At 38.1% G+C, this 26,037-nt stretch carries 27 protein-coding genes and 1 tRNA gene; 5 read left to right on the top strand and 23 right to left on the bottom strand.

Going from position 1 to position 26,037, the window contains the following annotated elements; translation table 11 throughout:
• Positions 1 to 99: 99 nt before the first annotated feature.
• Both CFY84_RS09235 and CFY84_RS09230 read right to left on the bottom strand, forming a co-directional pair.
• Positions 100 to 570: a helix-turn-helix domain-containing protein gene (locus CFY84_RS09235; RefSeq protein ID WP_088823982.1), complete on the bottom strand. Its 471-nt coding sequence runs from the start codon at positions 568 to 570 to the stop codon at positions 100 to 102.
• 228 nt (positions 571 to 798) lie between these two features.
• Positions 799 to 885: transfer RNA gene (locus CFY84_RS09230), tRNA-Leu, on the bottom strand.
• A 161-nt stretch (positions 886 to 1,046) separates the two neighbouring features.
• Between CFY84_RS09230 and queA the strand changes: the two genes are divergently transcribed.
• From queA to secF, 5 genes are all read left to right on the top strand, one after another.
• Complete coding sequence (gene queA / locus CFY84_RS09225) at positions 1,047 to 2,114, top strand: tRNA preQ1(34) S-adenosylmethionine ribosyltransferase-isomerase QueA (protein ID WP_088823980.1); 1,068 nt, start codon at positions 1,047 to 1,049, stop codon at positions 2,112 to 2,114.
• Between the two features lie 172 nt (positions 2,115 to 2,286).
• Complete coding sequence (gene tgt, locus CFY84_RS09220; RefSeq protein WP_088823978.1) at positions 2,287 to 3,414, top strand: tRNA guanosine(34) transglycosylase Tgt; 1,128 nt, start codon at positions 2,287 to 2,289, stop codon at positions 3,412 to 3,414.
• Between the two features lie 92 nt (positions 3,415 to 3,506).
• Entirely contained in the window at positions 3,507 to 3,836 is a 330-nt protein-coding gene (yajC, locus tag CFY84_RS09215) for a preprotein translocase subunit YajC (protein ID WP_088823976.1), read from the top strand.
• Between the two features lie 55 nt (positions 3,837 to 3,891).
• Complete coding sequence (gene secD / locus CFY84_RS09210; protein ID WP_088823974.1) at positions 3,892 to 5,793, top strand: protein translocase subunit SecD; 1,902 nt, start codon at positions 3,892 to 3,894, stop codon at positions 5,791 to 5,793.
• A 7-nt stretch (positions 5,794 to 5,800) separates the two neighbouring features.
• Positions 5,801 to 6,775: a protein translocase subunit SecF gene (gene secF, locus CFY84_RS09205; RefSeq protein WP_088823973.1), complete on the top strand. Its 975-nt coding sequence runs from the start codon at positions 5,801 to 5,803 to the stop codon at positions 6,773 to 6,775.
• A 69-nt stretch (positions 6,776 to 6,844) separates the two neighbouring features.
• Here the strand turns inward: secF and CFY84_RS09200 are convergent, their stop codons facing one another.
• The 21 genes from CFY84_RS09200 to der all read right to left on the bottom strand — a co-directional run bounded on the left by CFY84_RS09200 (position 6,845) and on the right by der (position 26,035).
• Positions 6,845 to 7,429, bottom strand: a complete 585-nt coding sequence (locus CFY84_RS09200; RefSeq protein WP_088823971.1) for a 4'-phosphopantetheinyl transferase family protein — start codon at positions 7,427 to 7,429, stop codon at positions 6,845 to 6,847.
• Positions 7,430 to 7,642: 213 nt separating this feature from the next.
• Positions 7,643 to 8,071 (bottom strand): excinuclease, encoded by a 429-nt coding sequence (locus CFY84_RS09195; protein ID WP_088823969.1) that lies wholly within the window; start codon positions 8,069 to 8,071, stop codon positions 7,643 to 7,645.
• Positions 8,064 to 9,296 (bottom strand): beta-ketoacyl-ACP synthase, encoded by a 1,233-nt coding sequence (locus tag CFY84_RS09190; protein ID WP_088823967.1) that lies wholly within the window; start codon positions 9,294 to 9,296, stop codon positions 8,064 to 8,066. Before CFY84_RS09190 ends, CFY84_RS09195 begins: the two co-directional genes overlap by 8 nt.
• Complete coding sequence (locus tag CFY84_RS09185; protein ID WP_088823965.1) at positions 9,296 to 10,021, bottom strand: 3-ketoacyl-ACP reductase FabG2; 726 nt, start codon at positions 10,019 to 10,021, stop codon at positions 9,296 to 9,298. Before CFY84_RS09185 ends, CFY84_RS09190 begins: the two co-directional genes overlap by 1 nt.
• Positions 10,022 to 10,026: 5 nt before the next feature.
• A complete protein-coding gene (locus CFY84_RS09180; RefSeq protein ID WP_088823963.1) occupies positions 10,027 to 10,437 on the bottom strand; it encodes an ApeP family dehydratase in 411 nt (136 codons plus the stop codon).
• The gene (locus tag CFY84_RS09175) at positions 10,425 to 11,600 is read right to left on the bottom strand and encodes a beta-ketoacyl-[acyl-carrier-protein] synthase family protein (RefSeq protein WP_088823961.1); all 1,176 of its coding nucleotides are present in this window, start codon (positions 11,598 to 11,600) and stop codon (positions 10,425 to 10,427) included. The genes CFY84_RS09180 and CFY84_RS09175 overlap by 13 nt, the downstream gene beginning before the upstream one ends.
• A 2-nt stretch (positions 11,601 to 11,602) precedes the next feature.
• Entirely contained in the window at positions 11,603 to 12,130 is a 528-nt protein-coding gene (locus tag CFY84_RS09170) for a DUF3261 domain-containing protein (RefSeq protein ID WP_088823959.1), read from the bottom strand.
• Positions 12,105 to 13,391 (bottom strand): NAD(P)/FAD-dependent oxidoreductase, encoded by a 1,287-nt coding sequence (locus CFY84_RS09165; protein WP_088823958.1) that lies wholly within the window; start codon positions 13,389 to 13,391, stop codon positions 12,105 to 12,107. Before CFY84_RS09165 ends, CFY84_RS09170 begins: the two co-directional genes overlap by 26 nt.
• On the bottom strand, positions 13,384 to 15,702 hold the full coding sequence (locus CFY84_RS09160) for an MMPL family transporter (protein WP_088823956.1): 2,319 nt from the start codon (positions 15,700 to 15,702) through the stop codon (positions 13,384 to 13,386). Before CFY84_RS09160 ends, CFY84_RS09165 begins: the two co-directional genes overlap by 8 nt.
• Entirely contained in the window at positions 15,677 to 16,291 is a 615-nt protein-coding gene (locus CFY84_RS09155; RefSeq protein WP_088823954.1) for a LolA family protein, read from the bottom strand. Before CFY84_RS09155 ends, CFY84_RS09160 begins: the two co-directional genes overlap by 26 nt.
• A complete protein-coding gene (locus CFY84_RS09150; RefSeq protein ID WP_088823952.1) occupies positions 16,288 to 16,713 on the bottom strand; it encodes an acyl-CoA thioesterase in 426 nt (141 codons plus the stop codon). The genes CFY84_RS09155 and CFY84_RS09150 overlap by 4 nt, the downstream gene beginning before the upstream one ends.
• Positions 16,703 to 18,238 (bottom strand): HAL/PAL/TAL family ammonia-lyase, encoded by a 1,536-nt coding sequence (locus CFY84_RS09145; RefSeq protein ID WP_088823950.1) that lies wholly within the window; start codon positions 18,236 to 18,238, stop codon positions 16,703 to 16,705. Before CFY84_RS09145 ends, CFY84_RS09150 begins: the two co-directional genes overlap by 11 nt.
• Before the next feature lie 2 nt (positions 18,239 to 18,240).
• Positions 18,241 to 19,164 carry an LpxL/LpxP family acyltransferase gene (locus CFY84_RS09140; protein WP_088823948.1) on the bottom strand — a complete coding sequence of 308 codons (924 nt, stop codon included), beginning with the start codon at positions 19,162 to 19,164 and terminating at the stop codon, positions 18,241 to 18,243.
• Positions 19,165 to 19,896 carry a glycosyltransferase family 2 protein gene (locus tag CFY84_RS09135; protein ID WP_088823947.1) on the bottom strand — a complete coding sequence of 244 codons (732 nt, stop codon included), beginning with the start codon at positions 19,894 to 19,896 and terminating at the stop codon, positions 19,165 to 19,167.
• A complete protein-coding gene (locus CFY84_RS09130; protein ID WP_088823945.1) occupies positions 19,893 to 21,500 on the bottom strand; it encodes an AMP-binding protein in 1,608 nt (535 codons plus the stop codon). Before CFY84_RS09130 ends, CFY84_RS09135 begins: the two co-directional genes overlap by 4 nt.
• The gene (locus CFY84_RS09125) at positions 21,487 to 22,044 is read right to left on the bottom strand and encodes a COG4648 family protein (RefSeq protein ID WP_088823944.1); all 558 of its coding nucleotides are present in this window, start codon (positions 22,042 to 22,044) and stop codon (positions 21,487 to 21,489) included. The genes CFY84_RS09130 and CFY84_RS09125 overlap by 14 nt, the downstream gene beginning before the upstream one ends.
• Entirely contained in the window at positions 22,032 to 22,289 is a 258-nt protein-coding gene (locus CFY84_RS09120; RefSeq protein WP_088823942.1) for an acyl carrier protein, read from the bottom strand. Before CFY84_RS09120 ends, CFY84_RS09125 begins: the two co-directional genes overlap by 13 nt.
• Before the next feature lie 10 nt (positions 22,290 to 22,299).
• The gene (locus CFY84_RS09115; RefSeq protein WP_088823940.1) at positions 22,300 to 22,560 is read right to left on the bottom strand and encodes a phosphopantetheine-binding protein; all 261 of its coding nucleotides are present in this window, start codon (positions 22,558 to 22,560) and stop codon (positions 22,300 to 22,302) included.
• Positions 22,557 to 23,342: a lysophospholipid acyltransferase family protein gene (locus CFY84_RS09110; protein ID WP_088823939.1), complete on the bottom strand. Its 786-nt coding sequence runs from the start codon at positions 23,340 to 23,342 to the stop codon at positions 22,557 to 22,559. The genes CFY84_RS09115 and CFY84_RS09110 overlap by 4 nt, the downstream gene beginning before the upstream one ends.
• Positions 23,336 to 23,965: a beta-ketoacyl synthase chain length factor gene (locus CFY84_RS09105; RefSeq protein WP_228149630.1), complete on the bottom strand. Its 630-nt coding sequence runs from the start codon at positions 23,963 to 23,965 to the stop codon at positions 23,336 to 23,338. Before CFY84_RS09105 ends, CFY84_RS09110 begins: the two co-directional genes overlap by 7 nt.
• A 660-nt stretch (positions 23,966 to 24,625) precedes the next feature.
• Positions 24,626 to 26,035, bottom strand: a complete 1,410-nt coding sequence (gene der, locus CFY84_RS09100) for a ribosome biogenesis GTPase Der (protein WP_088823937.1) — start codon at positions 26,033 to 26,035, stop codon at positions 24,626 to 24,628.
• Positions 26,036 to 26,037 lie beyond the last annotated feature (2 nt).

The raw sequence follows: 26,037 nt of genomic DNA, 5'->3' as shown, positions 1-26,037 counted from the left end.
TTTTCTAAAGCCACATTATAAAACCTTTTTATGTAATTGTGTTGTGTCCAATACAAAAAAACCTTGGCAATGATGCCAAGGTTTTTTTGTGATCCATTTTTACTTCCGTAATAACGTCTGCATACGCTTTTGTTTCCATACAGTCATGCTTTGATTAAATACAAAAATTCTTAACCAAGCAAATAACATGGTTGCCCCCCAACATATGGTTGGCCACAATGACCAATACAGATGTGGTGTAAAAAAATAATTGGTGAGCATCAAACCACCACACACCAACACATAGCTTGTTAATACCGAGTAAAACCGAAGCTCTTGATTAACGCGATCTTCAAGAGTACGAAGCTTATGATCAATTGCAAATTCAGAAGATGGAGCATGTTCATGTATGTCATCAGTTAACTCATGAACACTAACTTGAAATACCGCAGCTAAAGCACTTAATGTTTCAAGGCTTGCTTTATCGCCATTTTCCACCCGTTGAATGGTTCTCACACTCAGTGCTGTCATTTCAGCGAGCTGCTCTTGAGACCATGCATGTTGTAAACGCTGTTGTTTAATTTTATTCATTGTCTGACTCAATATAAATCGGTACGTACACTATGATCATTTATTATATAGATCAACACGACACTTATATGACAATGACCCGACAGCAACCTGACAGCAACCTGACAGCAAGTAGACAAGCGATTTTAGTCGAATTTTCACAAGAATTTAGAACACATCAATATATAAAAAACAGGCATAAAAAAACCCAAAACATTATTTGTCTTGGGTGATCTATTTACCAAATTATGGTCCCGAGGGTCGGACTCGAACCGACACGTCATCTCTGACAGTGGATTTTGAGTCCACCGCGTCTACCAATTTCACCACCTCGGGAAAAGTATGGTCTATGGGGTTGTATAGTACTCGTTTTAATTATGTTGTCAATTCATCTTGAAGTTTTTTGTTTGTTTTTAAAACACTTGAACTTTAAATGTCATTTCACATGGCATCAATAAAGCGTTTATAATGACAAAAATTTAGTCTTTGTCCTCATTATGCAACTTTCTGATTTCAATTTTGATCTTCCAGATGAGCTTATTGCTCGTTATCCATTAAATGAACGCAGTGCATCGCGTTTACTTCACCTTGATGCTTCAGGTGCTTATCATGACCGTGTTTTCACGGATATCTTAGATTTACTTCACCCTGGTGACCTTTTGGTACTCAATGACACCAAAGTGATGAAAGCGCGCCTCAAAGGTAAACGCGAAACAGGCGGTGCCATTGAAATATTGGTTGAGCGTATGCAAGATCGTTTTATTGCACATTGCCATATTAAATCAAGTAACTCACCCAAAGCAGGTGCAAAATTATATATTGGAGACGCTGATGTACAAGTTACTGTACAAGGTCGACAAGATAACTTATATATTGTGGAATTTTCAGCGCCAATATTAGATGTACTTGATCAGTATGGTCAGTTGCCTATTCCGCCCTATTTTAACCGTGAAGCTGAAGACATTGATACCGAGCGCTATCAAACTGTGTTTAATGACCCAAGTAAGCTTGCAAGTGTTGCTGCTCCCACGGCCAGCTTGCATTTTGACCAAAAATTATTGGATCAATTGGCAGAAAAAGGAATTCAAACCACGTTTGTGACTTTGCATGTAGGTGCAGGCACATTTTTACCTGTTCGTACTGATGATATTGCACACCATATTATGCATAGTGAGTGGTGTGATGTTCCTGAAAGCACGGTACAACGCATCTTGCACACCAAAGCAACGGGCAATCAAGTCATCTCTGTAGGTACAACAGCCACACGTGCTGTAGAAAGCGCTGCCCAAGCACACGGCGGTGAATTAAAAGCATGGACGGGTGACACGCAAATTTTTATTTATCCAGGTTATACCTTCTGTGTAGTCGATCGATTAATCACCAACTTTCACTTACCTGAATCGACATTACTGATGTTGGTTTCTGCTGTATCTGATCGTCAAAGTATTTTATCTGCGTATGAACATGCTGTGAAAGAAAAATACCGTTTCTTTAGTTATGGTGATGCCATGCTGATTGATCAAAAACGTGCTTCGACTGAATGTAGCACTACTGGAAGTATTTAAAAACGGGTATGTCATTGCGTTGTATTGAAGATCACGTACGCTTTTCTTACAAAACGGTTCAATTAACGCTAGCACATCACGCAATAATTAAGGAAAATATTGCCTTCTTAAAATCTACATTTTTTATGATAAACATCAGCGAACTGTTCTTTCGCCTTGATTTGGATTGTATATGAAGTTTGAAAAATTAGCTCAATCAGGTCGTGCACGCCGTGGACGACTCACATTAGCGCATGGTGTGGTAGAAACTCCTATTTTTATGCCAGTTGGAACATATGGCACAGTTAAAGGAATGCTACCTCGTGATATCAAAGAGATTGAAGCACAAATTATTTTGGGCAATACCTTTCATCTTTATTTACGCCCAGGTCTTGAGGTCATTAAAGAACATGGCGGTTTACATCAATTTATGAAATGGGATAAACCCATTCTGACTGATTCAGGCGGTTTTCAAGTCTTTAGCTTAGGCGCGATGCGCAAAATTAAAGAAGAAGGTGTAACTTTCCGCTCACCAATTGATGGTTCAAAAGTATTTCTTTCGCCTGAAATTTCTATGGAAATCCAGCAAACGCTCAATTCAGATATTGTCATGATTTTTGATGAGTGTACGCCCTATCCTGCCACACATGCGCAAGCACAAGACTCATTACAACTGAGCTTACGCTGGGCTAAACGCTGTAAAACAGCGCATGTCAATAATGCCAATCCCAATGCACTGTTTGGTATTATTCAAGGTGGTATGTATGAAGACTTACGTGATGAGTCATTAAAAGGTTTATTAGACATCGACTTTGATGGTTATGCCATTGGTGGCTTGTCTGTTGGCGAGCCAAAAGATGAAATGATTAAGGTCTTAGACTACTTACCTGCCAAAATGCCTGAAGATAAACCCCGTTATTTGATGGGTGTTGGTAAGCCTGAGGACATTGTTGAAGCTGTACGTCGTGGGGTGGATATGTTTGATTGTGTCATGCCAACACGAAATGCACGTAATGGTCATTATTTTGTGACAGACGGATTAGTCCGTATTCGCAATAGTAAATATCGCCATGATCAAGGTCCACTTGATCCACATTGTGATTGTTATACATGCCAAAACTTTACCCGTGCTTATCTATATCATTTAGAAAAATGTGGTGAAATGTTGGCCTCAATGTTAGGCACCATACATAACTTACGTTATTACTTACGTTTAACCGAGTCCATGCGTGATGCGCTTGATGCTGGAACGTTTGATGCATTTGTCGAAGATTTTTATCAGCGTCGTGGTTTAAGCGTTCCGCCTTGTCCAACTGAGTAGTGCGTCAGCATTTGCGCTTGACTGCAAGACAAGGTACATTGCTTAACCAATCAAGCATTTTTTTTGATTTATATTATTTTTAGGAAATTCGAATGAGCCTGTTTATTTCTACTGCTCACGCCGCAGAAGGCGCTGCACAACAACCAAGTTTAATTGCTAATGTTGGCATGATCGTTGTTTTTGTTGCTATTTTTTACTTTTTAATTTGGCGTCCACAATCTAAGCGTGCAAAAGAACACCGCAGTTTGATTGAAAGCTTAGGCGTAGGCAGTGAAGTAGTTTTTGCAGGCGGTTTAATGGGTCGTATTACGAAAATTGAAGGCGATTATGCTGTTGTAGAAATGAGCCGTGGTGTAGATCTAAAAATCCAACGTGCAAGCGTTGTATCCGTCTTACCTGAAGGTACATTAGATAGCCTTTAATTTTTTCTTTTAAGTCGTGCAGTTGTACGACTTTCTATTATTAAGAAGATCGCAAATGCGTTACCCAGCATGGAAATATTTACTGATTATTGTGGTTTTGATTATCAGTACATTATACGCACTGCCAAGTTTGTATCCTGATGAACCTGCTGTTCAAATTTCAGGGGCAAAGGCTGGTACAACCATCGACCAGTCTGTGTTGCAAAAAGCAGAGCAAATTTTAAAAACCCAAAATATCGAAAGTCATGACAACAGCTTTAGTAATAATGCTGCCTTGTTACGTGTGAGTAATACTGGCACACAGCTTAAAGCACAAGATGCGTTACGCCGTGGCTTAGGTGAAAATTATGTTGTCGCACTGAATTTAGCGCCAACCACTCCGCTTTGGTTACAAAAAATTGGTGCTAAACCAATGAAACTCGGGCTGGATTTACGTGGTGGTGTTCATTTCTTGTTAGAAGTGGATATGGATAAAGCGATTGCTCAGCGTATGGATACGTCAAGCAACGATTTACGTCGTCAGTTCCGTGACAACAACGTAAAATTTAACAATATTGCGTTAAATGGCAATGCCATCACGATCCAATTTGCAGACAATGTAGATCGTGATAATGCCATGGGTTTCTTACGTCGTAACGGCAATGAATACACACAACAAGCCTTGGCAACAGATGCTGGACCAACGCTTCGTTTGGTATATACCGATGCACGTCGACAAGAAATTCAGTCTTATGCGGTTAACCAAAATTTAACAACATTACGTAATCGTATTAATGAACTTGGTGTTGCTGAAGCTGTAGTACAAACTGAAGGCGGCAACCGTATTGTGGTTGAATTGCCAGGTGTCCAAGATACTGCAGAAGCGAAACGTGTCTTAGGTCGTACTGCAAACCTTGAGTTCCGCTTAGTTGCAACGCAAAATGAGCAATACATTAATCCGTATACAGGGAAATACAATGACCAGCCATTACCTGCTGGTACAGAAGTTTTTGCCTATCAGTCACTCAATAGCGGAAAGGACATTTTATTACAGCGTAGCCGCATCTTAACTGGTGAACGCGTTCAAAATGCATCTTTTGGTTTAAGCCAAGATTCAGGCGGTGCTGAAGTTAACATTACCCTAGACTCAGCAGGTGGTAAGCTGATGTCTGATGCCACACGTACCTCTGTAGGTAAACGTATGGCAGTACTTTTTGTTGAAAACAAACAAAAAATTACTTATGTTGCTGACCCAACCACAGGTGTTCAAACTGAAGTGAGAACGCCATATACTGAATCTGTTGTAATTAATGCAGCAACCATTCAACAAGTATTGGGCTCACAATTTAGAATTACAGGCTTAAGCTCACCACAAGAAGCTGCTGAGTTATCACTCATGCTACGTTCAGGTGCTTTGGCTGCACCAATGTACTTTGTTGAAGAACGTGTTGTCGGACCAAGTCTTGGACAAGAAAACATTGATAAAGGTATCCTTTCAACAGAAGTTGGCTTTATCTTAGTGGCATTGTGGATGATTGTGTTCTTCCGCTTATTCGGTTTAATTGCCAATTTTGCTTTAGTCTTTAACTTGGCTATGTTGCTCAGTGTCATGTCGTTGATTGGTGCATCATTAACCTTGCAAGGTATTGCAGGTATTGTCATTACCATTGGTATGGCAGTTGATGCCAACGTACTGATTTGTGAGCGAATTCGAGAAGAAATGAAATGGGGCGCATCGCCTAAACAGGCCATTGTGGCAGGTTATGACCGTGCTTATAACACCATTTTTGACTCGAACCTAACCACGCTTATCGTAGCATTTATTTTGTTTGCGATTGGCTCAGGTCCAATTAAAGGCTTTGCTGTGACATTAATGATCGGGATTGTCTGCTCGATGTTCACTGCAATTACAGTAACACGTGCCATTGTTCAAATCATTTACGGTAAACGTCGTGATTTGAAGAAGTTGAGTATTTAAGGAGATTATGATGACCCAAGTACCTCAACCTGAAAAACAATATGGCAGATCAGACAATGAGCGCATTATCCCGTTCATGAAGATTGCAAGACCTGCTGCAATCATGTCGATTCTCATCACGCTCGCCAGTATTTTCTTTATTGCTTATAAAGGATTGAACTTAGGTTTAGACTTTACGGGCGGTATTGCTGCTGAAGTGACTTATAAGCAGCCTGTTGATCAACAACAAGTCATTGAGCAACTTGAAAAATCAGGCTTTCAGCATACTGTGGTGCAAACCTTGGGCAGTAGCAGTGATTTAATCATTCGTATGCCTGTGCAAGACATCAAAACAGAAGACTTAAATAATACACTGACTAAAGCAGTCCAACTGCCTAATAATGTTGCAACATTACATAAAGTAGATTCAGTCGGTGGCCAAGTCGGTAATGAGTTGTATCTACGTTCAGCAGGCGCAATCGCACTCGCACTGTTCTTGATGCTGATATATGTCACCATTCGTTTTGAATTTAAAATTGCCATGGGTGCAATCTTGTCATTATTTCATGACATGATTGCCATCTTAGGCGTTTTTGCTTTCATGCAATGGCCATTTGATTTAACAGTTTTGGCGGCTGTACTTGCGATTATTGGTTTCTCGCTCAATGATAACATTGTGGTTTCAGACCGAATCCGTGAAAACTTCCGAAAAATTCGCGGTGCATCACCCACTGAAGTGGTCGATATTGCATTGACTGAAACATTAAGACGTACTGTTCATACATCAATGACATTAACACTTGTCGTGGTTGCCATGATGATTTTAGGCGGTGATGGCTTACATTGGTTCTCAATTGCGATGTTTGTGGGTGTATTTGTCAGTACCTACTCTTCAATTTATATCGGTACATCGTTCTCACTATGGCGTGGTCTGAATCGCCAAGACTTTATTGTTCAAGTGAAACCTGAATTTGAAGATGAAGATCACAAATCAATTCCTTAAACATTAATTTCAAATCATGTATTTCATGTATGCGCTCTATATCAATAGGGCGCATTTTTTAATTACAAATTATACCCACTGCACTTTAAAACATTCATCACTTGCAACAGTAAGCATCGAATCTGTTAATTTAAAACTTTGATAGTAAAATCGACCAATTTTTTCATGTTCAACAATACCTTGTAAGGAATTGGGGTCTGCTTGAGTATTTAATGTTCTTAAATTTAATCGAATACCCAAACTATGAGCTTTTAAAACAGCCTCTTTGATTGTCCATACCTGAAACCAAAAACTACGATCCTCACCGAGTTGCTTCCACTGTAAAAGCTCTTCTTCATGAAAACAATGTTCTGCTAAAGCTCTCATGCGTACATTTCTCGAAAAGTCTTCTATATCTACGCCTACATTCACCAAACTTCGGCTATATGCCAAGGCATAATATCTTTGGCTATGAGAGTGATTAAAATTGATCTGTGAACTGACCGGTTTACCAAACTCATTCATTTCAATATCTAATGGTTGTGTAGTATGTTGTTGTAACTGTCGATATCTATAATCTTGTAATAGCATTCGTTGTTCTGTGTTTAAACGAAGGTTTCCTGTGTCTTCTATACACAAAATATCTGTGATTTTTTTATAGTGCAAATACATCATGATTTATATATACAAGTGTCTAGCTTCGAACAATTGTTCATTTCCGAGTGCCTCACACATATCTAAAAAGATCGACTAAAAAATAGATGCCCATAACAAATAAACTGTTATGAGCATCATAATGTTAATACTAAATTGCTATATCACCAAATGATATCGTCTCTGTGTTCTTGATACCACATAAGATCTATATTGATATCTTATTTTGAAAAATTAATATTTAACAATGTCACCTTTTAACGCAACACCAGCAACCGCCATCCCTTTATGGCAATCATATGTGGTTGTGCTTTTTACTTCAGATGATTTGTAATAACTTACAATATTTGTTACTGCATTACCACCACGTTGCTTGGCAGAATTTTGCAATTGAATCAATGCTGAACGTAATACCCAATCGCATGATGCTTCCGCAGATTTAGCAAAGCCATTTGTTTTTTTATTGGTAATAATATCTTTTTGTAGTACTTTACCACCCGATTTTGTGTTTTCTAAATAAAACTTAACTGAACCATCTAAAGTGCCATCAGATACAGCTTTTTCTACTGCATCGTTAAAATTCAAGTGATATATTTTATCTGCGGCTTGCGCTGTTGTCACACAAGCAAGCAGGCATATGCTCACACACATTTTTTTAATCATTTCGATCCCCTATTGTAAAAATCATAGATGTATTAATTCCACCAAATGCGAAATTATTCGTGATAACAGTTTCTGCTTTAATATCACGTGGTTGATCAACAATATAGTCAAGTTTACCACAACTGCGATCCACTGTTTTTAAATTAAGCGTTGGCACAAACTTCTGCCGTTGCAGCATTTCAATACTTAGCCATGCTTCTATCGCCCCACAGGCTCCAAGCGTATGACCAAAATAACTTTTTAATGAGCTAATCGGTTTATAACCGAATACAGATTGTGTTGCTTGTGTTTCTGCAACATCACCATGATCGGTGGCTGTACCGTGTGCATTCACATAATCGATACTGTCGGCTGTCAAATTTGCCGACTTTAAAGCCAATTGCATACATTTAGCCATACTGTCCTGATTTGGACGTGTTACATGTGTTCCGTCGCTATTACTGCCATAGCCAATCATTTCAGCATAGATATGTGCACCACGAGCCAAGGCATGTTCACGCTCTTCTAAGATTAAACAGCCTGCACCTTCACCCACAACAAGACCATCTCGATCTGCATCAAAAGGACTCGGTGATAATGCTGGCGAGTCATTCATAATACTTGTTGCAAGTAATACATCAAATACGCCAGCGCCCGGTGCACTTAACTCTTCTGCCCCGCCTGCAAGCATTACTGTCTGCTTACCATACTTTATGGCTTCAAAAGCTTGGCCAATTGACATTGAACCCGATGTACATGCGCTTGAAGTTGGTAAAGATAATCCTTTAATTCCAAAATAAACGCTTATATTGACTAAACTTGTATGTGCCATCATACGAATGTATGTTGTGGCATTCATTTTATCCATGTTTCTGTCAAGGATCATGGTTCCCATTTCACAGACAGCATCTACACTTCCTGCAGATGAGCCAAAAGCAATCCCTGTTTCACCACTTTTGAGAATGGGATGACCAATTAACTTCGCATCTGCCAATGCTTTTTCGGCACTAATCACAGACATTAATGCAACTCGTCCCATGCTTCGCATCACTTTACGGGTGTAATGTTCTGGTACAGTAAAGTGATCTACAGGCCCTGCTAAGCGTGTACGTAATTCAGGATAAATATCCCATTCCGTCATATATCGGATACCATTTTTTTGGGCTTCTATCTGTTGAAAGATATCATCTGCATTTTCACCCAAAGAAGTAATACCCGACATGCCTGTCACAACAACCCGCTTCACTAAACAATTCCCCCATTGACAGAGATCACTTGCCGAGTGATGTACGATGCTTCATCTGAACATAGAAATTTAACAACACTTGCAACTTCATCGACATGTCCCATGCGTTGCATAGGGATCATTTTCATGGCGTGCTCTTTCACTTCTTCTGTAATCATATCTGTTTCTATGAGACCAGGAGCAACACAGTTTACGGTAATTTTACGTTTAGCAAGCTCAAGTGACAGCGCTTTTGTTGCACCGATGAGACCTGCTTTGGCGGCACTATAGTTCACTTGTCCTCGATTACCAGCAATCCCTGACACAGATGATATGGTCACAATACGTCCACCTTTTCTCAGATGAATCATTGGCATAACTAAGGGTTTAATAATGTTATAAAAACCATTGAGTGATGTAGAAATAACTTCATCCCAATCACGATCTTCTAACATAGGAAACGCCGCATCTCTTGCTAGACCTGCATTTAATACAATCCCGTAAAATGCACCATGTTTTTCTATGTCTTGCTCCAATAACTGCTTGCATAATGCGCGGTCATTTACATCAAACATAAGAACATGACTTTCTTGACCAAGCTGTTGAATGCGCTCTGCAACTTGATCTGCATCGGTTTGGTTTGACCGAGCATGTACAGTGACGTCAAAGCCTGCTGTAGCAAGTTGTAAAGCGATTGCACGTCCTATACCTCGACTTGAACCTGTAACTAAAATACGTTTTGACATTTAACTTATTCCTTTTCTGGTTCATATACACTGAGCAGTGCTGAAATATTATGGTCTTCGTACTCTATTTCACACAAAAACTGCCCTAAGCCTTCGTGAAAATATTGACGTTGAGCTCGAATTTTTAAGGTTTTTCCAAGTGCAAAATAGGCAATGGGTAAAACCATCTTTCTGGTACCTAATAAATAGCCAATTCTTGGCGCACGATTAGATTGATGCCCCTGAAAACCAGCATAGGCACTCACTGTTTGAGCCATAATTTCTATGCTCACCCAAGTCGGTAGGCCTTCTTGCTGAAAAAACATCAAATCAGACGTAATCTCTAAAGTTGCTTCTATATAGTTTTCAGAAACTTGAGAAATTGTATCTATAAAAACCATGGGCTTTTGATGCGGAATATAATCTATTGCTTGCATGATTGAGATACTCCAAAAATAAGACTGACATTGCTCCCGCCAAAAGCGAAGGAGTTACTCATCACATAATGTATTGGTTGGCTCACTGTATAATCTCGTACATAATTTTGATCTTGTAGCAGAGCATCAATTTCACCTGACTGATGTAAAGGCAGCCATGACTGTTCTAATAAAACTCGATAGCAAATATAGGCTTCAAGTGCACTTGCTGCACCTAGGCAATGCCCTGTTTTATGTTTTGTACTACTTAAAGGTACGTTGTGCTTTCCAAAAACTTCACGCACAGCATGAATTTCCATTGCATCATTTTGTGGTGTAGCCGTGCCATGTAAATTCAGATAATCAATATAAGATGCTGTAATGCCAGCATAGTTTAAAGCATTATTCATCGCATCTTGTGCACCGAGACCTTCAGGATGCGGGGCAGAAATATGCCATGCATCCATAGATTCGCCATGTCCCATCAACATAATTGGCATCGTTTCTTTTGTGAGTAAAAATAAACTGGCCGCTTCTCCAATATTAATACCATCACGGTATTGACCACATGGTTGGCACTGTTGTTTTGACAAACTTTCTAAACTGTTAAAACCATTTAAAGTTAACTGACATAACGTATCAACTCCACCAACCAATACAGCATCTGCAAGTCCAGCTTCAATTAAACGCTGTCCTGACGCAAATGCTTTTCCACTTGATGAGCATGCTGTAGAGACAGTATAAGCAATACCTGTCCAGCCTAAATAGGATTGCAACCCTCTTGCTAAACATCCCATTTCTTGTTTTTTATACGACACAGCAATATTTTTATGTTCAAAATACTGCTTAAGAATCGGCTCATTGTCTGCAATACCTGATGTTGATGTACCAACAATCACCGCAAGACGAGATTTATCAATGCATGTAACGTGCGAATCTATATCTGTTCTTATTTTTTCAAGTGCAGTTAATGCCAAACGAAGATTACGTGAATCAATAGCTTGCATGGTTGGTGGTAGTTCACAATTATGTAAACTCCCATGATATTCACCAACCAATACAGCCCGATCTACAATAAGACCATGCTTTGATGTGAGTGTGTTTTCAGGTGATGTTAACGCTGTTTTTACATCATCACCTAAGCTTGACAAGCCAATACCACACGCGATGCCCACTGCTGCCATATTTATTGCAATCCTTCAGGTATTTGACTAAATACAATGCTATAAGGTACTTGTATATTTTGAAGTACCACTTGCTGTGGTTGTATATCAATATCTAGAACACGTGTATTGTTTATATCGATATAGTGATGAGATTGGTCAAGTATCACTTTGCTATTTTGTGGTTGAAACGCAGGATATGTTGCAAACAAAATATCTCTCACTAAAAAATCAAACGGGAGTAAACGCATCGCGTCTATACGTTGCTGAATTCTGACCTGTTTACCGTCGAAAGTAAGCTCAAACAAAGGTTGCCCTGTTAAGCTCAAACCCACCATAGACAACACCCCTGCCTTTTCTTCTTGATACAGTAATAAGCTAAAAGTGGTTTTTTTCCACTGCATTTCCAACATGTCTTGGCGCTGATAACTAGACTTAACTTGCCAATCTACCGATCTAAGCCCCTGTACTTGTGGTGCTTGGCAAGCAGCACCAAGCACAACTAATCCAACAAGTAACAATATCTTAGCAAAGCGTATGCAATTTCTCATTTTCACCTTCTCGGCAATATTCAGCAATAGCACTTAAACGGCGCTTTGCATTGCTATGTATTGGATTACTGGTATCCCATGCATAACCTGCAAGCAATGAAGAAATCATATTCTGAATATTGACATTCTTTTTTTGATACGTTGAGAAAACAACATCTTGAAATTCACCCGTATACCATGCTTCAACATAGGCACGAAAAACATCAATTCCTTGACGCAACGGTTTTTCATATTCTTCAAACCAATCTACTGTATCACCTTGTAATACTCGCTCAACCAATGGCACAGCCAAACTTGAAGACTTTAAAGCAATAGTAACGCCAGATGAAAATACAGGATCTAGAAACTCACCCGCATTGCCTAATAATGCATAATTATGTTGTGCAAGATGCTTTACATCTGCCGCATAACCAACCAATGTACCTACGGGCGTATCAAATTTTGCCTGTTTCAACACCAAAGACAAAGCAGGATCATCTGCTAAAATGCGCTTTAATAATTCATCAGGCGTAGAGTCTGCAAAGCCATAGCCATCAAAAAAATCTTGTTCTGCAACCACACCAAAAGATGAGCGTCCATCGGCAAATGGAATGGTCCAGTACCATGCTCTGTTATCCTTTTCATGTACTGTAATTAAAATTTTCTCTCGATCAAAAGCATCATGATCCGTAATACCATCTTCAATATGCGTGAATAATGCACGGCGTACCGGAAAATTAGAAGGACTTTCCAAATCTAAGAGTTTTGGTAAAACACGGCCGAAACCACTGGCATCAAATAAAAACTTAGCCTGTATTTGATAGGTTTGTTGCTGCTCATTTTGAATAGTTAATATAGGGTTCGCACTTTCTACATCAACCTGAAGTACTTCGTGACCAAAGCGAATATCTGCCCCCAAGGCTTGTGCACCTTGTGCCAAAAGATGATCAAAATTGGCTCTTCTAACTTGCCATGTGGTCCCAGGCCCTGCAGTAAACTTATTTCTAAAATCATAAAAACTGGTTTGCTGACCTCTTAAAAAACTCGCACCATTTTTATATTGAAAAGCATATTTATCTACATTTTGACGTACAAGATCTAGTAATCCTGCTTCGTCCAAAAATACCATAGATTGCGGTAACAATGACTCCCCAATACTAAAACGTGGGAAATGTTGACGCTCTATAATAGTTACAGCATGGCCTTTTTTTCGTAATAATGCTGCGGCTGAACTGCCTGCAGGCCCAGCCCCAATAATAACAATATCTGTTTGTTCAATCATAATTTTTCCCCTTTTTTAAATCCTTGAGAACTTGGTGATATTGGTCAGAGACCGTAAATAATGTGGCATACACAAATGAAAAAATAACCCCGAGCAACACAGTTAAACCAAAACAATGAATGGCATATGTATTGCTAAAAGACAGTAAGCCAAAGCCTAACAATGTCGACAACATGCATAGAAATAATGCCATTCCTACAACGTTGCTATGATCATGTCCATGGCGATAAAAAATAGCGTAATCTACACCAATTCCAAGAATAAGAAATGTCCCCATTAGGCTAAATAAATTTATTTGCACGCCTAAAAATGATTGAATTGCAAATGTGGTAAGCAATGCCATACTGACAGGTAGCATAAGCGGAACAATCGAATGAAAGCCATAAATCACACCAAGCCCAATGGCAAGTCCAATCAATGCATAAAGCAAAAGTTTGGTTGCCTGCTGCCTATGGTCTTTAAACATGTCTGATAATGTTTGTATTGGCTGTTGATAGTGAATCTGTGATGTCTGCAAAGCATGAAGAACACTTGGTTTGCCTCGTACCAATACCAGTCGTATATTTTTATTTTGCTGTAAGAAAAATAAAGGGTGCATCTGCATATCTGCAATGCTCAATATTGGCTGACTATCTAACTGTTTTTGCCATACTAAAATATCTTCGATAGGCGTATTGGTTGCAAGTGCATAATCTTCTAACATACTACGTGGCAAATTCATGAGTTGTCTTTTATTCTCATTTTGCTGTTGAGCTGTCGGTAGCCATTGACCCAATGCTTGAAAGTTCTCAACATCCCCTTTTATTTTTAATGTTTTAAGTTTTGTGATTAAGTCTTGCTCAAGTTGAGCAACATTTTGTCCTTCAATAATGAAATAATCTGTTGTTTGAGGTTGTACAAACCGTTCACGAATATAGCGATCTTCTTGCTTGAGTTGATCATTCATGCTTTGTAAATTACGTACATCATCATTCACTTTGATGTGGTAAATTCCCCACACCCCAGTTATTACAATGAAAAAAATAGCACTCAAACGTAATATTTTCTTTTCTTGAAACTTAGTCCTTATATCTCCAATCCAAGACAAACGTTGCAATGCGGAATTTGCATTTAATGCAGGTAATCTTGGTAAGAGTAAAATACTCGTAATCCAAGCTGCGGCCAAACCCACCATGGAAAATACAGCAATTTGCCTAAAGCCTGGAAATGGAGAAAAACTGAGTGCTAAATACGCCACAATTGTGGTCATAAGTCCCATAAATAAACTTGGAAGCAAAGGTTTTAAAATCGTAAAGCCATCATGCTGCCGATGCTGAGACTGTAACGCCATAAAGTAAAAAGAAAAATCAACACAAACGCCTATAAGACTGGCCCCAAAGACCAATGTCATCAGATGAATTTCACCAAATATTGAATGGGTAACAAAAAAAGCCACCAATGAACCACTACTTACAGCAATAAACTCTGTGAGCATCGGGCGTAAAGAACGAAAACCAAACCAAACTAGACCAATCAAACCTAAACTTGAGCCCAAACCAATAGTTGAAATTTCATTTTGTGCAGACTGGGTACCAAAGCTTGCAAAGATCAATGTTCCTGTCCAATGACTTTGAACAGAAAGTGAAGCAAGCCCTTGTTTTTGCAAACCAATCCACTGCATTACTTTTTCTTGGTAATCAATATTATAAGGACTATTTTTCAACTCTAAAACAATGAGCCGAGAGTAACCTTTATCATCTTGAATAGTGGCAAAACCCTGCTCTAAACGTACATTATTTTGTGTTTGTAATTCACTTAACCCCATTAAATATCGGGGAAATAATAACAATGGATCTTGTTTTAACAGTTCTGCTGTCAGTGGTATGCCAGGGCTTGCAAATTGCAATACACTTTGTTCAATCAAAAATGCATAATCTTGATGTTGTAATCGGTCAATATCTGCTTGGCTTAACAAGCCTACACGATGTTTAAACAAAGTTTGACCAAACTGCGCTGTATCAAATTGATGGTGTATCGGCTCTAATTCGTTGGTATGTTTGGCCGCTTGTGTGATCAATTGAGTGGCTTGATTCAGTGAATGTTCGTCTTTTGCATCAAGTACAAGAAATACTTTCTGATTTAATTGGTCACCCATATAACGTTGTGTGTTTTGTACACTCACATTTTGTTCAGCTTTTGGAAGCAAAGCAAAAATATTTGCTTGAATATGAACACGCTCATTCATCCATAATATGGCTGTCAAAAGACCAATAATGAGTAAAATAATTACCCAAATAAAAGTGAATTTATTTTGCCAATTGGAAAAGTGCATATTCTTGTACATTTAATTGTTGAGGTTGTGCTGATTGTTGGCTAAAGCGAATGGTTGTCGAATTCCCGGCTTTTTCATGTAAAACGATGTGATCAAGATACTGACCGCCTTGCATATCAACCTGATCAAACAGTTTTTTAAATAAAGCATGTTTAGGTGTTAATTGAATTTTCCAGTGGGCATTATTTTTTTCTACTGACATTAAATTAAAGTTTTTGACCAAAGTTTCTTCATCACCTGCCATTAGCTGTAAAAAAAGTGTTGCAATTGAACCATATTCAGATTGTTTAACATTCATTTCACTCATAGTACGCTTGGTTTTTTGAATCAGCTTCCTCTCAGTGACAATCAAATCAGCCTGTACTGGTTTTTTAATTTGCCATAACACACCATACTGTTGGCTAAATAGAACATCACCTTGTGAAGTAAATGTTCTGTTTAAACTGGTCATTGTCTTTTGCTGTTCAAAGTGTGCCCGTATGGTTGGTGTATGTGCCAACTGTTGAAAAATACTTCGAGCTTGACTTACATCGGCCATCGCTGATACAGAAAATAAACTTAGAAAAAAAATAATTAACCCATGCTTCATGCTTGATCACTCACAAAAAGATCCCATGCCTTTAAACGATCAAACAATATTTGGGGTGACTGTAAACACAATTCATGGGTCTGCATATTCACTGCCACTTGTGTGGTATAACCTTTGGTCATACGTTTTCCCGTTTCAGCATCAAAAATAAGATAGTCTATTTTTAAACGATTTTCCCATTCTTTGAGCGTTGCACGGACCCTAATTTTTTGTTGAAATTTGATGCCATATATATAGCGCACATGGCTATCTATCACAGGCCAAGCATAGCCTGAATTCAACATATCATTATAATTGTAGCCAAATAAATCCAAGAGCTTACAACGTGCAATTTCAAAATATTTAATATAATGCCCATGCCAAACAATATTCATGGTATCTACATCATGAAAAGGTATTTCCATTTCAACATCAACATGCATTGTGACTCTCCCACTGTGTTAACAGCTCTAAATTTTCTAAACTGTCAACCAACTGCTGTAGTTCATTTTGTAATGGTCGATCTTCAATGACATAGTCGAATGTCTTTTTCGTCCAATCAATAAAGTGTTGTAATTCTGGGGAAACGATGACATTTTTTAAATATATTGCTTGCGTGGCAGCACAGCTTAAGGCTGCAATGACTTGTTCTGTTAACACAATGGTCCGAGTGGCGTCACGCGCTGCGATTGTACCCATGCTCACTTTATCTTGATTATGACATTCAGTTGACCTTGAAAAAATAGAAGCAGGTAAAGTTTGTTTGAGTGCCTCTGCTGTCCATGCTGAAACAGCAATTTGCACAGCTTTAAAACCATGATTTAAAGGCAATCGCTCAGCAGTTGCACCAGTTAAGTTTCTTGGCAATCCATGATTCATCTTTTGGTCAACCAATTGAGCGATTTGGCGGTCCATTAAATCAGCAATATTTGCAATCATTAACTTTAAACTGTCCATCGCTTGTGCAATATGACCACCATAAAAATGACCTCCGTGCAATACACGTTGTTCAATAGGGTCTATTAACGGATTGTCATTGCTTGAGTTCAATTCATTTTCGATAAACTGACGTAACCATACTTTAGAGTCTTCAAACACCCCAATGACATGTGGTGCACAACGTAAAGAATAACGATCTTGTAGTCGTGGGCTTTGATGTGTTTGATCTGGCTGATATGCTAAGAAGTATCTTAACTGTGCAGCTATATGTTGCTGCCCAACATGGGGCTTTTGTGCAAATAAAACTTCATCGAAATGGCTGGCATTACCATCTAATGCCAAAACATTTAATGCTGTAATATATGTACTTGCTAAACTAATCTGCTCTGCTCTTTTAAAATTTAAGCAGGCAATCGCCGTCATTACTGCTGTGCCATTCATGAGTGCAAGACCTTCTTTCGGTCTTAATACTACCGGCGCCATTTGATAGCTTTGGTATACTTTAGCAATGGGCTGAATATCACCATGTATGTAAACATCTCTTTCACCGACCAAAGCACCTGCAATATAAGATAATGGCGTTAAGTCACCACTTGCCCCAACAGAACCCTCAGAAGGAATAACAGGAATTACATTTTCATTAAGCATCCAAACAAGGCGTTGAAGTAATGATAATGATACGCCAGAAAACCCACGCGCCAATGAACATAAACGAGTAATAATAACCGCTCGTGCAGTGACTACATCAAGGTTTTCACCCAAACCACAGCCATGAAAACGAGAGAGCTGAAGGGGTAATTCGTTGACTTGATGTATTGGTACTTCAATTAAACATGAGTCACCATATCCTGTGGTCACACCGTAAATTACACCTTCTTTTTTTAAAAGGTCATCTAAAAAGTCTACACCTTGCTGAATTTTTTTATTCCAAACCACGTTTTGCGGCAATGCAACCTGACACTGATTATTAGCAACAGCAACAATATCTTCTATAGTAAGAGCTGCTTCACCTACGGTTAATACCTGCATATTTATTTATTCCAAAAATAATAAAAATTAAACCACTGATAAGGTACACGTAGGCAGTGTTGTTCAACCAATCGAACATATTGTGTTGTGATCTCTTTCAATGCCTGTTCTCTTGTTCTTCTAGGTAGCTGTAAACACTCAGACATCGAATGAATATGGACTTCTAGTTTTTTTTGAAAACGGTAACAAAATACAGCGACCACTGGCACTTTTAACATACTTGCTAAAATCCAAGCCCCTTGTGGCCATAAAGCCTTTTCACCCAAAAAATCAACATCTAGCACACGATTGGAATGGATTGGCACTCGGTCAGCAGCTATCAGTACCCACTCACCTTGTGCCAATTTTTGTTCTAAAAATATTGCCGTTTCGACACCTAATTCATCAACAGAGATTAAATTAATATTGGCTTTATCACTGATTTTTTGTAAAAACTGATTAAATTTAGACGCATGTTTTTGGTAAACAAGAACATTAATTTTTTGTAAATGTTCTGATTTAATTGCACGCAAAAGCTCAACATTACCAAAGTGTGAAACAATAAGAATCAAACCTTTTTTATGATACTGACCTAAATCTTGCTGCCCCATGACATGTAAGTCTTGCTGAGAAAACTTACCTAACCACCCTTCTATTTTATCTAAAATAGATTGGGAAAAACTCATCAAATGAGCATAGGTGTCTGTCATGGTCGGTAAATGAGTGAACGGCGAGCGCTCGCCTGCAAATAAATGCAACCGTTGTAGGTAATCTAATGATGCTTTTCTTGATGCAGCCGCAAATATCCAATACCACAGCACAATAAAATATAAAATACATTGGATAAACCAACGGCCACCTAAACGGTATAACCATAAAATAATCAGTAAAGGTAGCATGCCACCTTTTTCTTTCACTTCATTCCAGCGAGGCTTTGCCATGTTCATCTAACCTTTAATTTGGTGACGCAATAATTTAGGCAATCGAGCAAGCATGCCAAAAAAAAGTGATGTATGCATTTTAGTTAACTCAACGTTGTCATCCCACACGTTGAAATGTGAAATGCCATCCTCAGGATAAATCACCTTGGTTGGAACATTAATAAATGGCGTTCCTTCCCACTTTAAATACACCAATATTTCACTGTCAAAACCCATGCGCGGTCGTAATGTATACTGATCCATTATCTTTAACGTTGCATCAAGAGGGTAAACTCTAAAACCGCACATACTGTCTTTAATCTCTAAAGACAAGGTATTAATCCATACCCAAATATGGGTTGCATAACGTCCATATAAACGTTTTTTGGGTACGGATTGGTCAAATATGGGTTGCCCAATGACCATTGCAGAAGGATTTTTCTGAGCTGCTTCTAAAAACTTAGAGATGTCTTGCCAACAATGTTGCCCATCTGCATCTAACTGTAAGGCATGGCTATAACCAGATATTCTTGCTTGTTTTAAACCGCTCATGACGGCCTGACCTTTCCCCATATTCTGAGCATGTTCAATCAGTGTCACATGCTCACCTTGAGCAAGAGTCTTTAATATCTTTGAGGTGTCATAATTACTTCCATCATTCACAATAATAATGTCATGGCCAAATTGTTTTAAATAGGCCATTAGTTCATTTAAATAATGTGGGTGGTTATAAACAGGAATAATGAAAACCATTTTCATATTTGACACTCATATACAAAACGGCCTGAGGCTAAAGCTTTACCATTAATACTTATTTTAAAGCTAACTTTGTGTGCCTTTCGAGATAATGCCAATATAACCACTTGATTCGGCTGAATAACCTCTTGAAATTTAAGTTGCTCATAGCCACAGCACCAGTCTAAATCGGACCATATTTGTTTTGCAAAGTGATCAACAAATGCAATTTGACCTACACCAGGATACACAGGTTGATTCGGAAAATGGCCTTTAAAACAAAGTAAATCCGGCAAAAATTCAAGTTCAAAACCATAATGATCTTGCTCTATATATTCAGATAAAACCATTGGATATAAATTTTTATCAAACAATTCTTTTAGATTTTGGTGATTTATTTTTGATTGGCTGTTTATAGGCATTTTAGATAAAAATCTCCAGCGACGAGGAATCGCAATTTTCTCAAGCAAGCAGGTCAGCTCTTTCTTTAAGTGCGCAACAACAATAGGTTTTGCTTCTAGTTTTAGTGCATCAGACAATACAGCAACACAAGCGAGTACTTGACGATGCTCATGCTCAACCATCAATACATGACACTGCTCAATCTGATCTAATTGTAAAATAGCGCACTCGATTGCATCTAAACTTAAACGTTTTTCTTCAAGTTTTACAATTCGATCTACCCTACCTAACAACTTAAAACATTGATTTGGATATAAATCTACACGATCCCCAGTCAGCACCCAATCTGTAGTCATAGCATGAGTGCTACGTACACGAAGCTGTTGATTTTCAATCGTTCCAATCTCTACGCCTTGTAATGCACTCCATAATGCATCGTCAGATTTTTTATACGCGATACCCCCTGTTTCAGAGCTCCCCAAAATTTCGCAAATGTCTACATTTATGTTCTCACGAATCCCTGAATCTAATTTTCCACCTGATGAGAAAATAGATTCACATGCCGTCAAGTCTATACCCGATGACCAACGTTTTAATAATGCAGGGCTAGAGATTAAATAGTTACTCAACTCTAATCCAAGCAGTCTATGTTGCATCTGTACTACGTATTCAGGGTATAGTAATTGCTCTCGGTAGAAGCTTCGACCTGTATGTAAAGGCCATAACAATTTAAACAACAATCCATAAATATGCTGATGACTTACAGTTGCAATGGCAACACTCTGTTTTGGCAAGTAAAAATGTTGTTCTAAACACGTAACTTCATTCAACAATTGCTTTAAATATCTGACAATCTGTTTAGGTTTGCCTGTTGACCCTGATGTAAAGAAGACAATTTTAGCCTGCTCTAATAATTTAAAATCGATACAAATAGACTGATGCGAAGTTTGTCGCTCAACAAAATAAATATTTTGATCTTGTAATTGTTTTTCCAAAGCAGGAACACGATTTGGCGGTAAAATTAAAGTTTTACCCGTAGTAAGCACTGCAAAAAATAAGACTAAAAAGTCATAACTATCTGCTTCCCACAAAGCCATTTCCGTGCATGTACTTTCAGATAAAATACCTGCCTGTTGCTCAACATCTTGCCAAAATGCATTAAATGTTATAGCGGTTAAATGACTATCCCAACATAAAATGCGATCAGCGTAATCAATATGATTCATTGTGAATTTTTTGCTGTCTCTTACGTAAGATAAACTCACCAAGTAACAGCACCCCCATCATTAAATAAGAAATAAAGCCGTTGTATAACACCCAAATAGAGATTGGGAAAAAGAAGACCGTACAAAATGCAAAAAAAGCATTGAAAGCAAAGAAAATACACCAAACCATTGTTACCTTTCTCGTCCACAGCACTCCCTCTTTAGGAAGTGTAGGCTCAAAAACGCGGGCAAAACGCTCAATCATCGATGGTGGTTTCCATAATGTATAAGAAAATACACAAAGCGCACCTAAGCTCATCATCACAGGATAAAATTTAAGCCCTAAAGCCGATTTAAAAATTAAGCTAAAACTGCCACAAATGACAGCAAGCGATGTCAAAGGCCACAATACGTTATTCTTCTTTTGAAAAATCAGACGTAATACACCCAAGACCAATAACAATATACTTACCTGCCACATATAACCATGTGACAAACACCAACCCATTAAAAAAGGGTAAATCAACAAGGTAACCCCTGTTAAAGTAGCTATTATGCCTCGCATTCAATCGACATTTTTTGTATAACTAAAACAACATCATGCACTGTTCTGACGTTTTTAAAGTCTTCAGGCTCAACCATTTTACCGGTTAAATTCTTAATTTTTACAACTAAATCAACAGCATCTATACTATCGACATCTAAGTCAGTATATAAATTAGAGTCCATGTTTACTTTGCTAGGATCAATCTCAAATAATTCATCCATCCAATCGCGTAACTGATTTAAAATATACTCTTCTGTTAACATAATAATATCTCTAACGTGTTCCTTTTTGCTCAACAAGCGCAACTAGCGTATTGATAGATTGAAAATATTTTTTAGTATCTTCTGACTCAGCATTAAGATGAATGTTGTAGCGCTTTTTTAAAGCAAGCCCCAACTCTAATGCATCGATAGAATCTAACCCCAAACCCTCGTTAAATAGAGGAGCTGTATCATCAATGTCTTCTACGCGAATATCTTCTAACGCTAAAACATCAATAATCATTTGCTTCAATTGTGTTGCAAGATCACTCATTGCTTCGATAACTCTCGATTAAAAAACTGATAAAGATATTGATTTAAAATACGCACATTTTTAGGTGTGACCTCAAGTTGAGGAACAATATCTTGAACGTAAATTGGATCCAATACACGAATGGATATGTGAAAAGGTCGATCAGGAATGTGATACCACCTTTCATTTTTACTGAGAGTTGATGGACTACATGTCACGATGACAGGACGAATAGGTACATTTGTACGTAATGCAATATTCGCTGCCCCCCTTTGAAAAAGATTAATCTTATTTTCTTTAACTGTACGTGTACCTTCAGGAAAAATGACTAAAGATGGCGCACCATCTTCATGTAAACGTGCTACACAATCATTCATGAACTGCTCAGAACCTTCATTAAGGATATAATTTGCATTCTTCACAGGGCCTGCAGTAAAAATATTTTTCCACAAGGCTTGTTTAACCACACAATTTGCTTTTTCCATTAAACCAATAATTAAAACGACATCAATTAATGTTGGATGATTCGCAATTACTAACTCTTGTTGACTATTTTTAAGCTTATCTAGCCCGTCAACCTCATAAGTCATGATGCCAAGTTGCACCATCATCTCAACAAAATGATAAAAACTTTGTTGAATTACCGTTTGGGTAACATCAATCCTTTCTTGCTTATTCAGTTTTTTTAGTTTCAGTGCTGGACCTAGCAAAGTACCAATCGCAATACCGCCTACACCAAAACTTGCAAAGCTAAATGCTGTCGCACCAACACGCCAAGCATAGTTGAACTTTCTTTTTAACATCTCACCCAAACTCCTTTATCGGACTGTAGCAAGGTTTTGTTTCCCCAAAATGATTCGAACTCAGCCATGCTTTCAGACGGTTCTAGAGTCATCAACTGATTTATATTTAAACTAATATTTGGTTGGTCTAAACTTACAATGCAAGCAACAGCAAAAGATTCAAACGTTTCTAAATCGCTATATACGTTTGGGATTGGCGCCTCGTAATACACAATGAGTGCTTTACTTGATAAAGGCTGTGTTTTCAAAAATGCATATGCTTCTATGACTGCTTCTGGCAATGTTGCACTTAAGCTTGTTGATCTTGTTCGATCTTTATTCAAAATAGAATATAAACCCGATATTGCATTGTGTACTGATACTGAAAATTGCGTAGGTGATGGTATTTCACCTCGTAGCACATCTTGTAAAATTGTAAGCGTCTTGGCTTCATCGCCAAACCGAGAACCCCAAACGATATAATCTACCTTATCGTTAGATAGTACATTTAGTGCACTATTTAAGGCCAATTTGGCAAGTGGAGATAGTCTGCGACGTTGCATAGCAGGAATTTTTTCTAGTGCATGTAGATTGTTTAACGCAACACTTTTAAATAGCTGCTCAACTTGCAACTGTAGCTTCACATTTAATCCACACTTAATAAAACTCAATTATAGCGAATTAATCTAGATACAAAAACAATACGAACAATTTTTTTGTAAAAAAAATGTTTGGAGTGTTTTTTTTATTAAATCTACTTATTTGTTTTACAAATGATTTTATTACATACTAAATTTAAATAGAATGATTAAAATGTCATATTATTATGCTAAGGTAAAATTATTTTCATATAAATTTAAGAAATAACATATGATGCTATTTATAAATCTTATAAATCAAAAAATATCACCTCTAATTTTTATAAGTATATGAATTTTAAACATTTATCAAGAAAAATAACTCTACATTCATCTCTTGAATTGATAAAAGAATATAAGCAAAAAAGGAATTGGCATGAATTACCTTATTATCGATCTATAAACTAATATAGAGCGTTGTGATGTTAGGGAGCATTATTCTCGAATCAATCTAGTCCATTTACTCCACAACTGATCCTAAATTTTAAAAAAATTATGGGTTGGGACAACTTATCTTTTAATCAATCATTTCTACTAATGAAATGACAAGATACTTCACTAAAATGCTTTTTTGTTCCTAATTACCATGGATGATTGACCTGTTTATCAACTGATAAGTCAGCATAGAAAAAGCCAAGCAGAAGCTTGGCTTTTAAGTTTAAATATTTAGCGTTTGCTCTTTTTCTCAGCTCGCTTAAAGGTTTGAACATAGCGGCGTCGACGTGCAGCCACACGTTCATTGATCTGAGTTTTACGACCTTCAAATGGATTTTCAGAAGTTTTAAATTCAATTCGAACTGGTGTGCCTTCAAGCTTATATACTTTACGGAACACATTTTCCAAATAACGACGGTAATCTGCAGAAACTTTATCGACTTTATTTCCATGAATGACAATCGTAGGTGGGTTTTGTCCCCCCATATGCGCATAACGCATTTTAATACGACGACCATTCACCATTGGTGGTTGATGTTGATCAGTTGCATCATTGAGAATTTGTGTAAGCTTAGACGGCGATACTTTTAAATTTGCAGATTCATAAGCACGATGAATAGATGGATATAACTCACCGACCCCAGTGCCATGAAGCGCAGAGGTTAAATGTACACGTGCCCATGGAATAAATCCAAAGCGTCGTTCAACATCAAGTTTCACCTGTTTGCGGTCATATTCAGACATGTTGTCCCATTTATTAACCGCAATAACCAGTGCACGACCTGCTTCTAAAGCATAGCCAATCAAATGCAAATCTTGTTCAACAATACCATCACGAGCATCGGTAACAACAACAATCACATTAGCATCTTTAATGGCTTGCAAGGTTTTCACAATTGAAAATTTTTCAATCGCTTCTTCAATTCGCCCTTTACGACGAACACCTGCTGTATCAATCAGCGTATATTTACGCTCATTGCGTTCAAATGGAATATAAACAGAGTCACGGGTTGTACCTGGCATGTCATAAACCACGACACGGTCTTCACCCAATAAGCGATTCACTAAAGTCGATTTACCGACATTCGGACGACCAATGATGGCAAGACGTAAGCCAGTTTGCTTATCTAATTCAGCACTGTCTTCATCTTCAGGCACATCAATTAGAATTTCTTCCAACATCTGCGCCACACCACGGCCATGGCTTGCTGCAACATGAATGGGTTCACCAAAACCAAGCTGATAAAACTCAACTACAGCGGCTTCAGCATGAACACCATCAACTTTGTTGGCAACTAAGTATACTTTCTTACCAAGGGTTCGAAGCTCACGTGCAATTTGCTCATCGGAAGCCAATAAACCCGCACGCGCATCGACCACAAAGACAATAATATCAGCTTCATGAATGGCAGTTTGAGACTGCTCAGCCATGTAAGCATCAATCCCAAGCTCACTTTCGCCGATCCCGCCAGTATCAACAACAATAAATGACTTATTGTCATAAACTGCATCTCCATACTTACGGTCACGTGTTAAACCAGCGAAGTCAGCAACCAGTGCATCTCGACTTTTTGTGATCTGATTAAATAACGTTGATTTTCCGACATTCGGACGCCCAATCAGCGCAATAACGGGTTTCATAG

Origin of the sequence: Acinetobacter apis (assembly GCF_900197575.1) — a bacterium.
GTDB lineage: Bacteria > Pseudomonadota > Gammaproteobacteria > Pseudomonadales > Moraxellaceae > Acinetobacter > Acinetobacter apis.
Note: the sequence above shows the minus strand (reverse complement) of the source record. Positions and strands in the feature narration are given on the sequence as shown.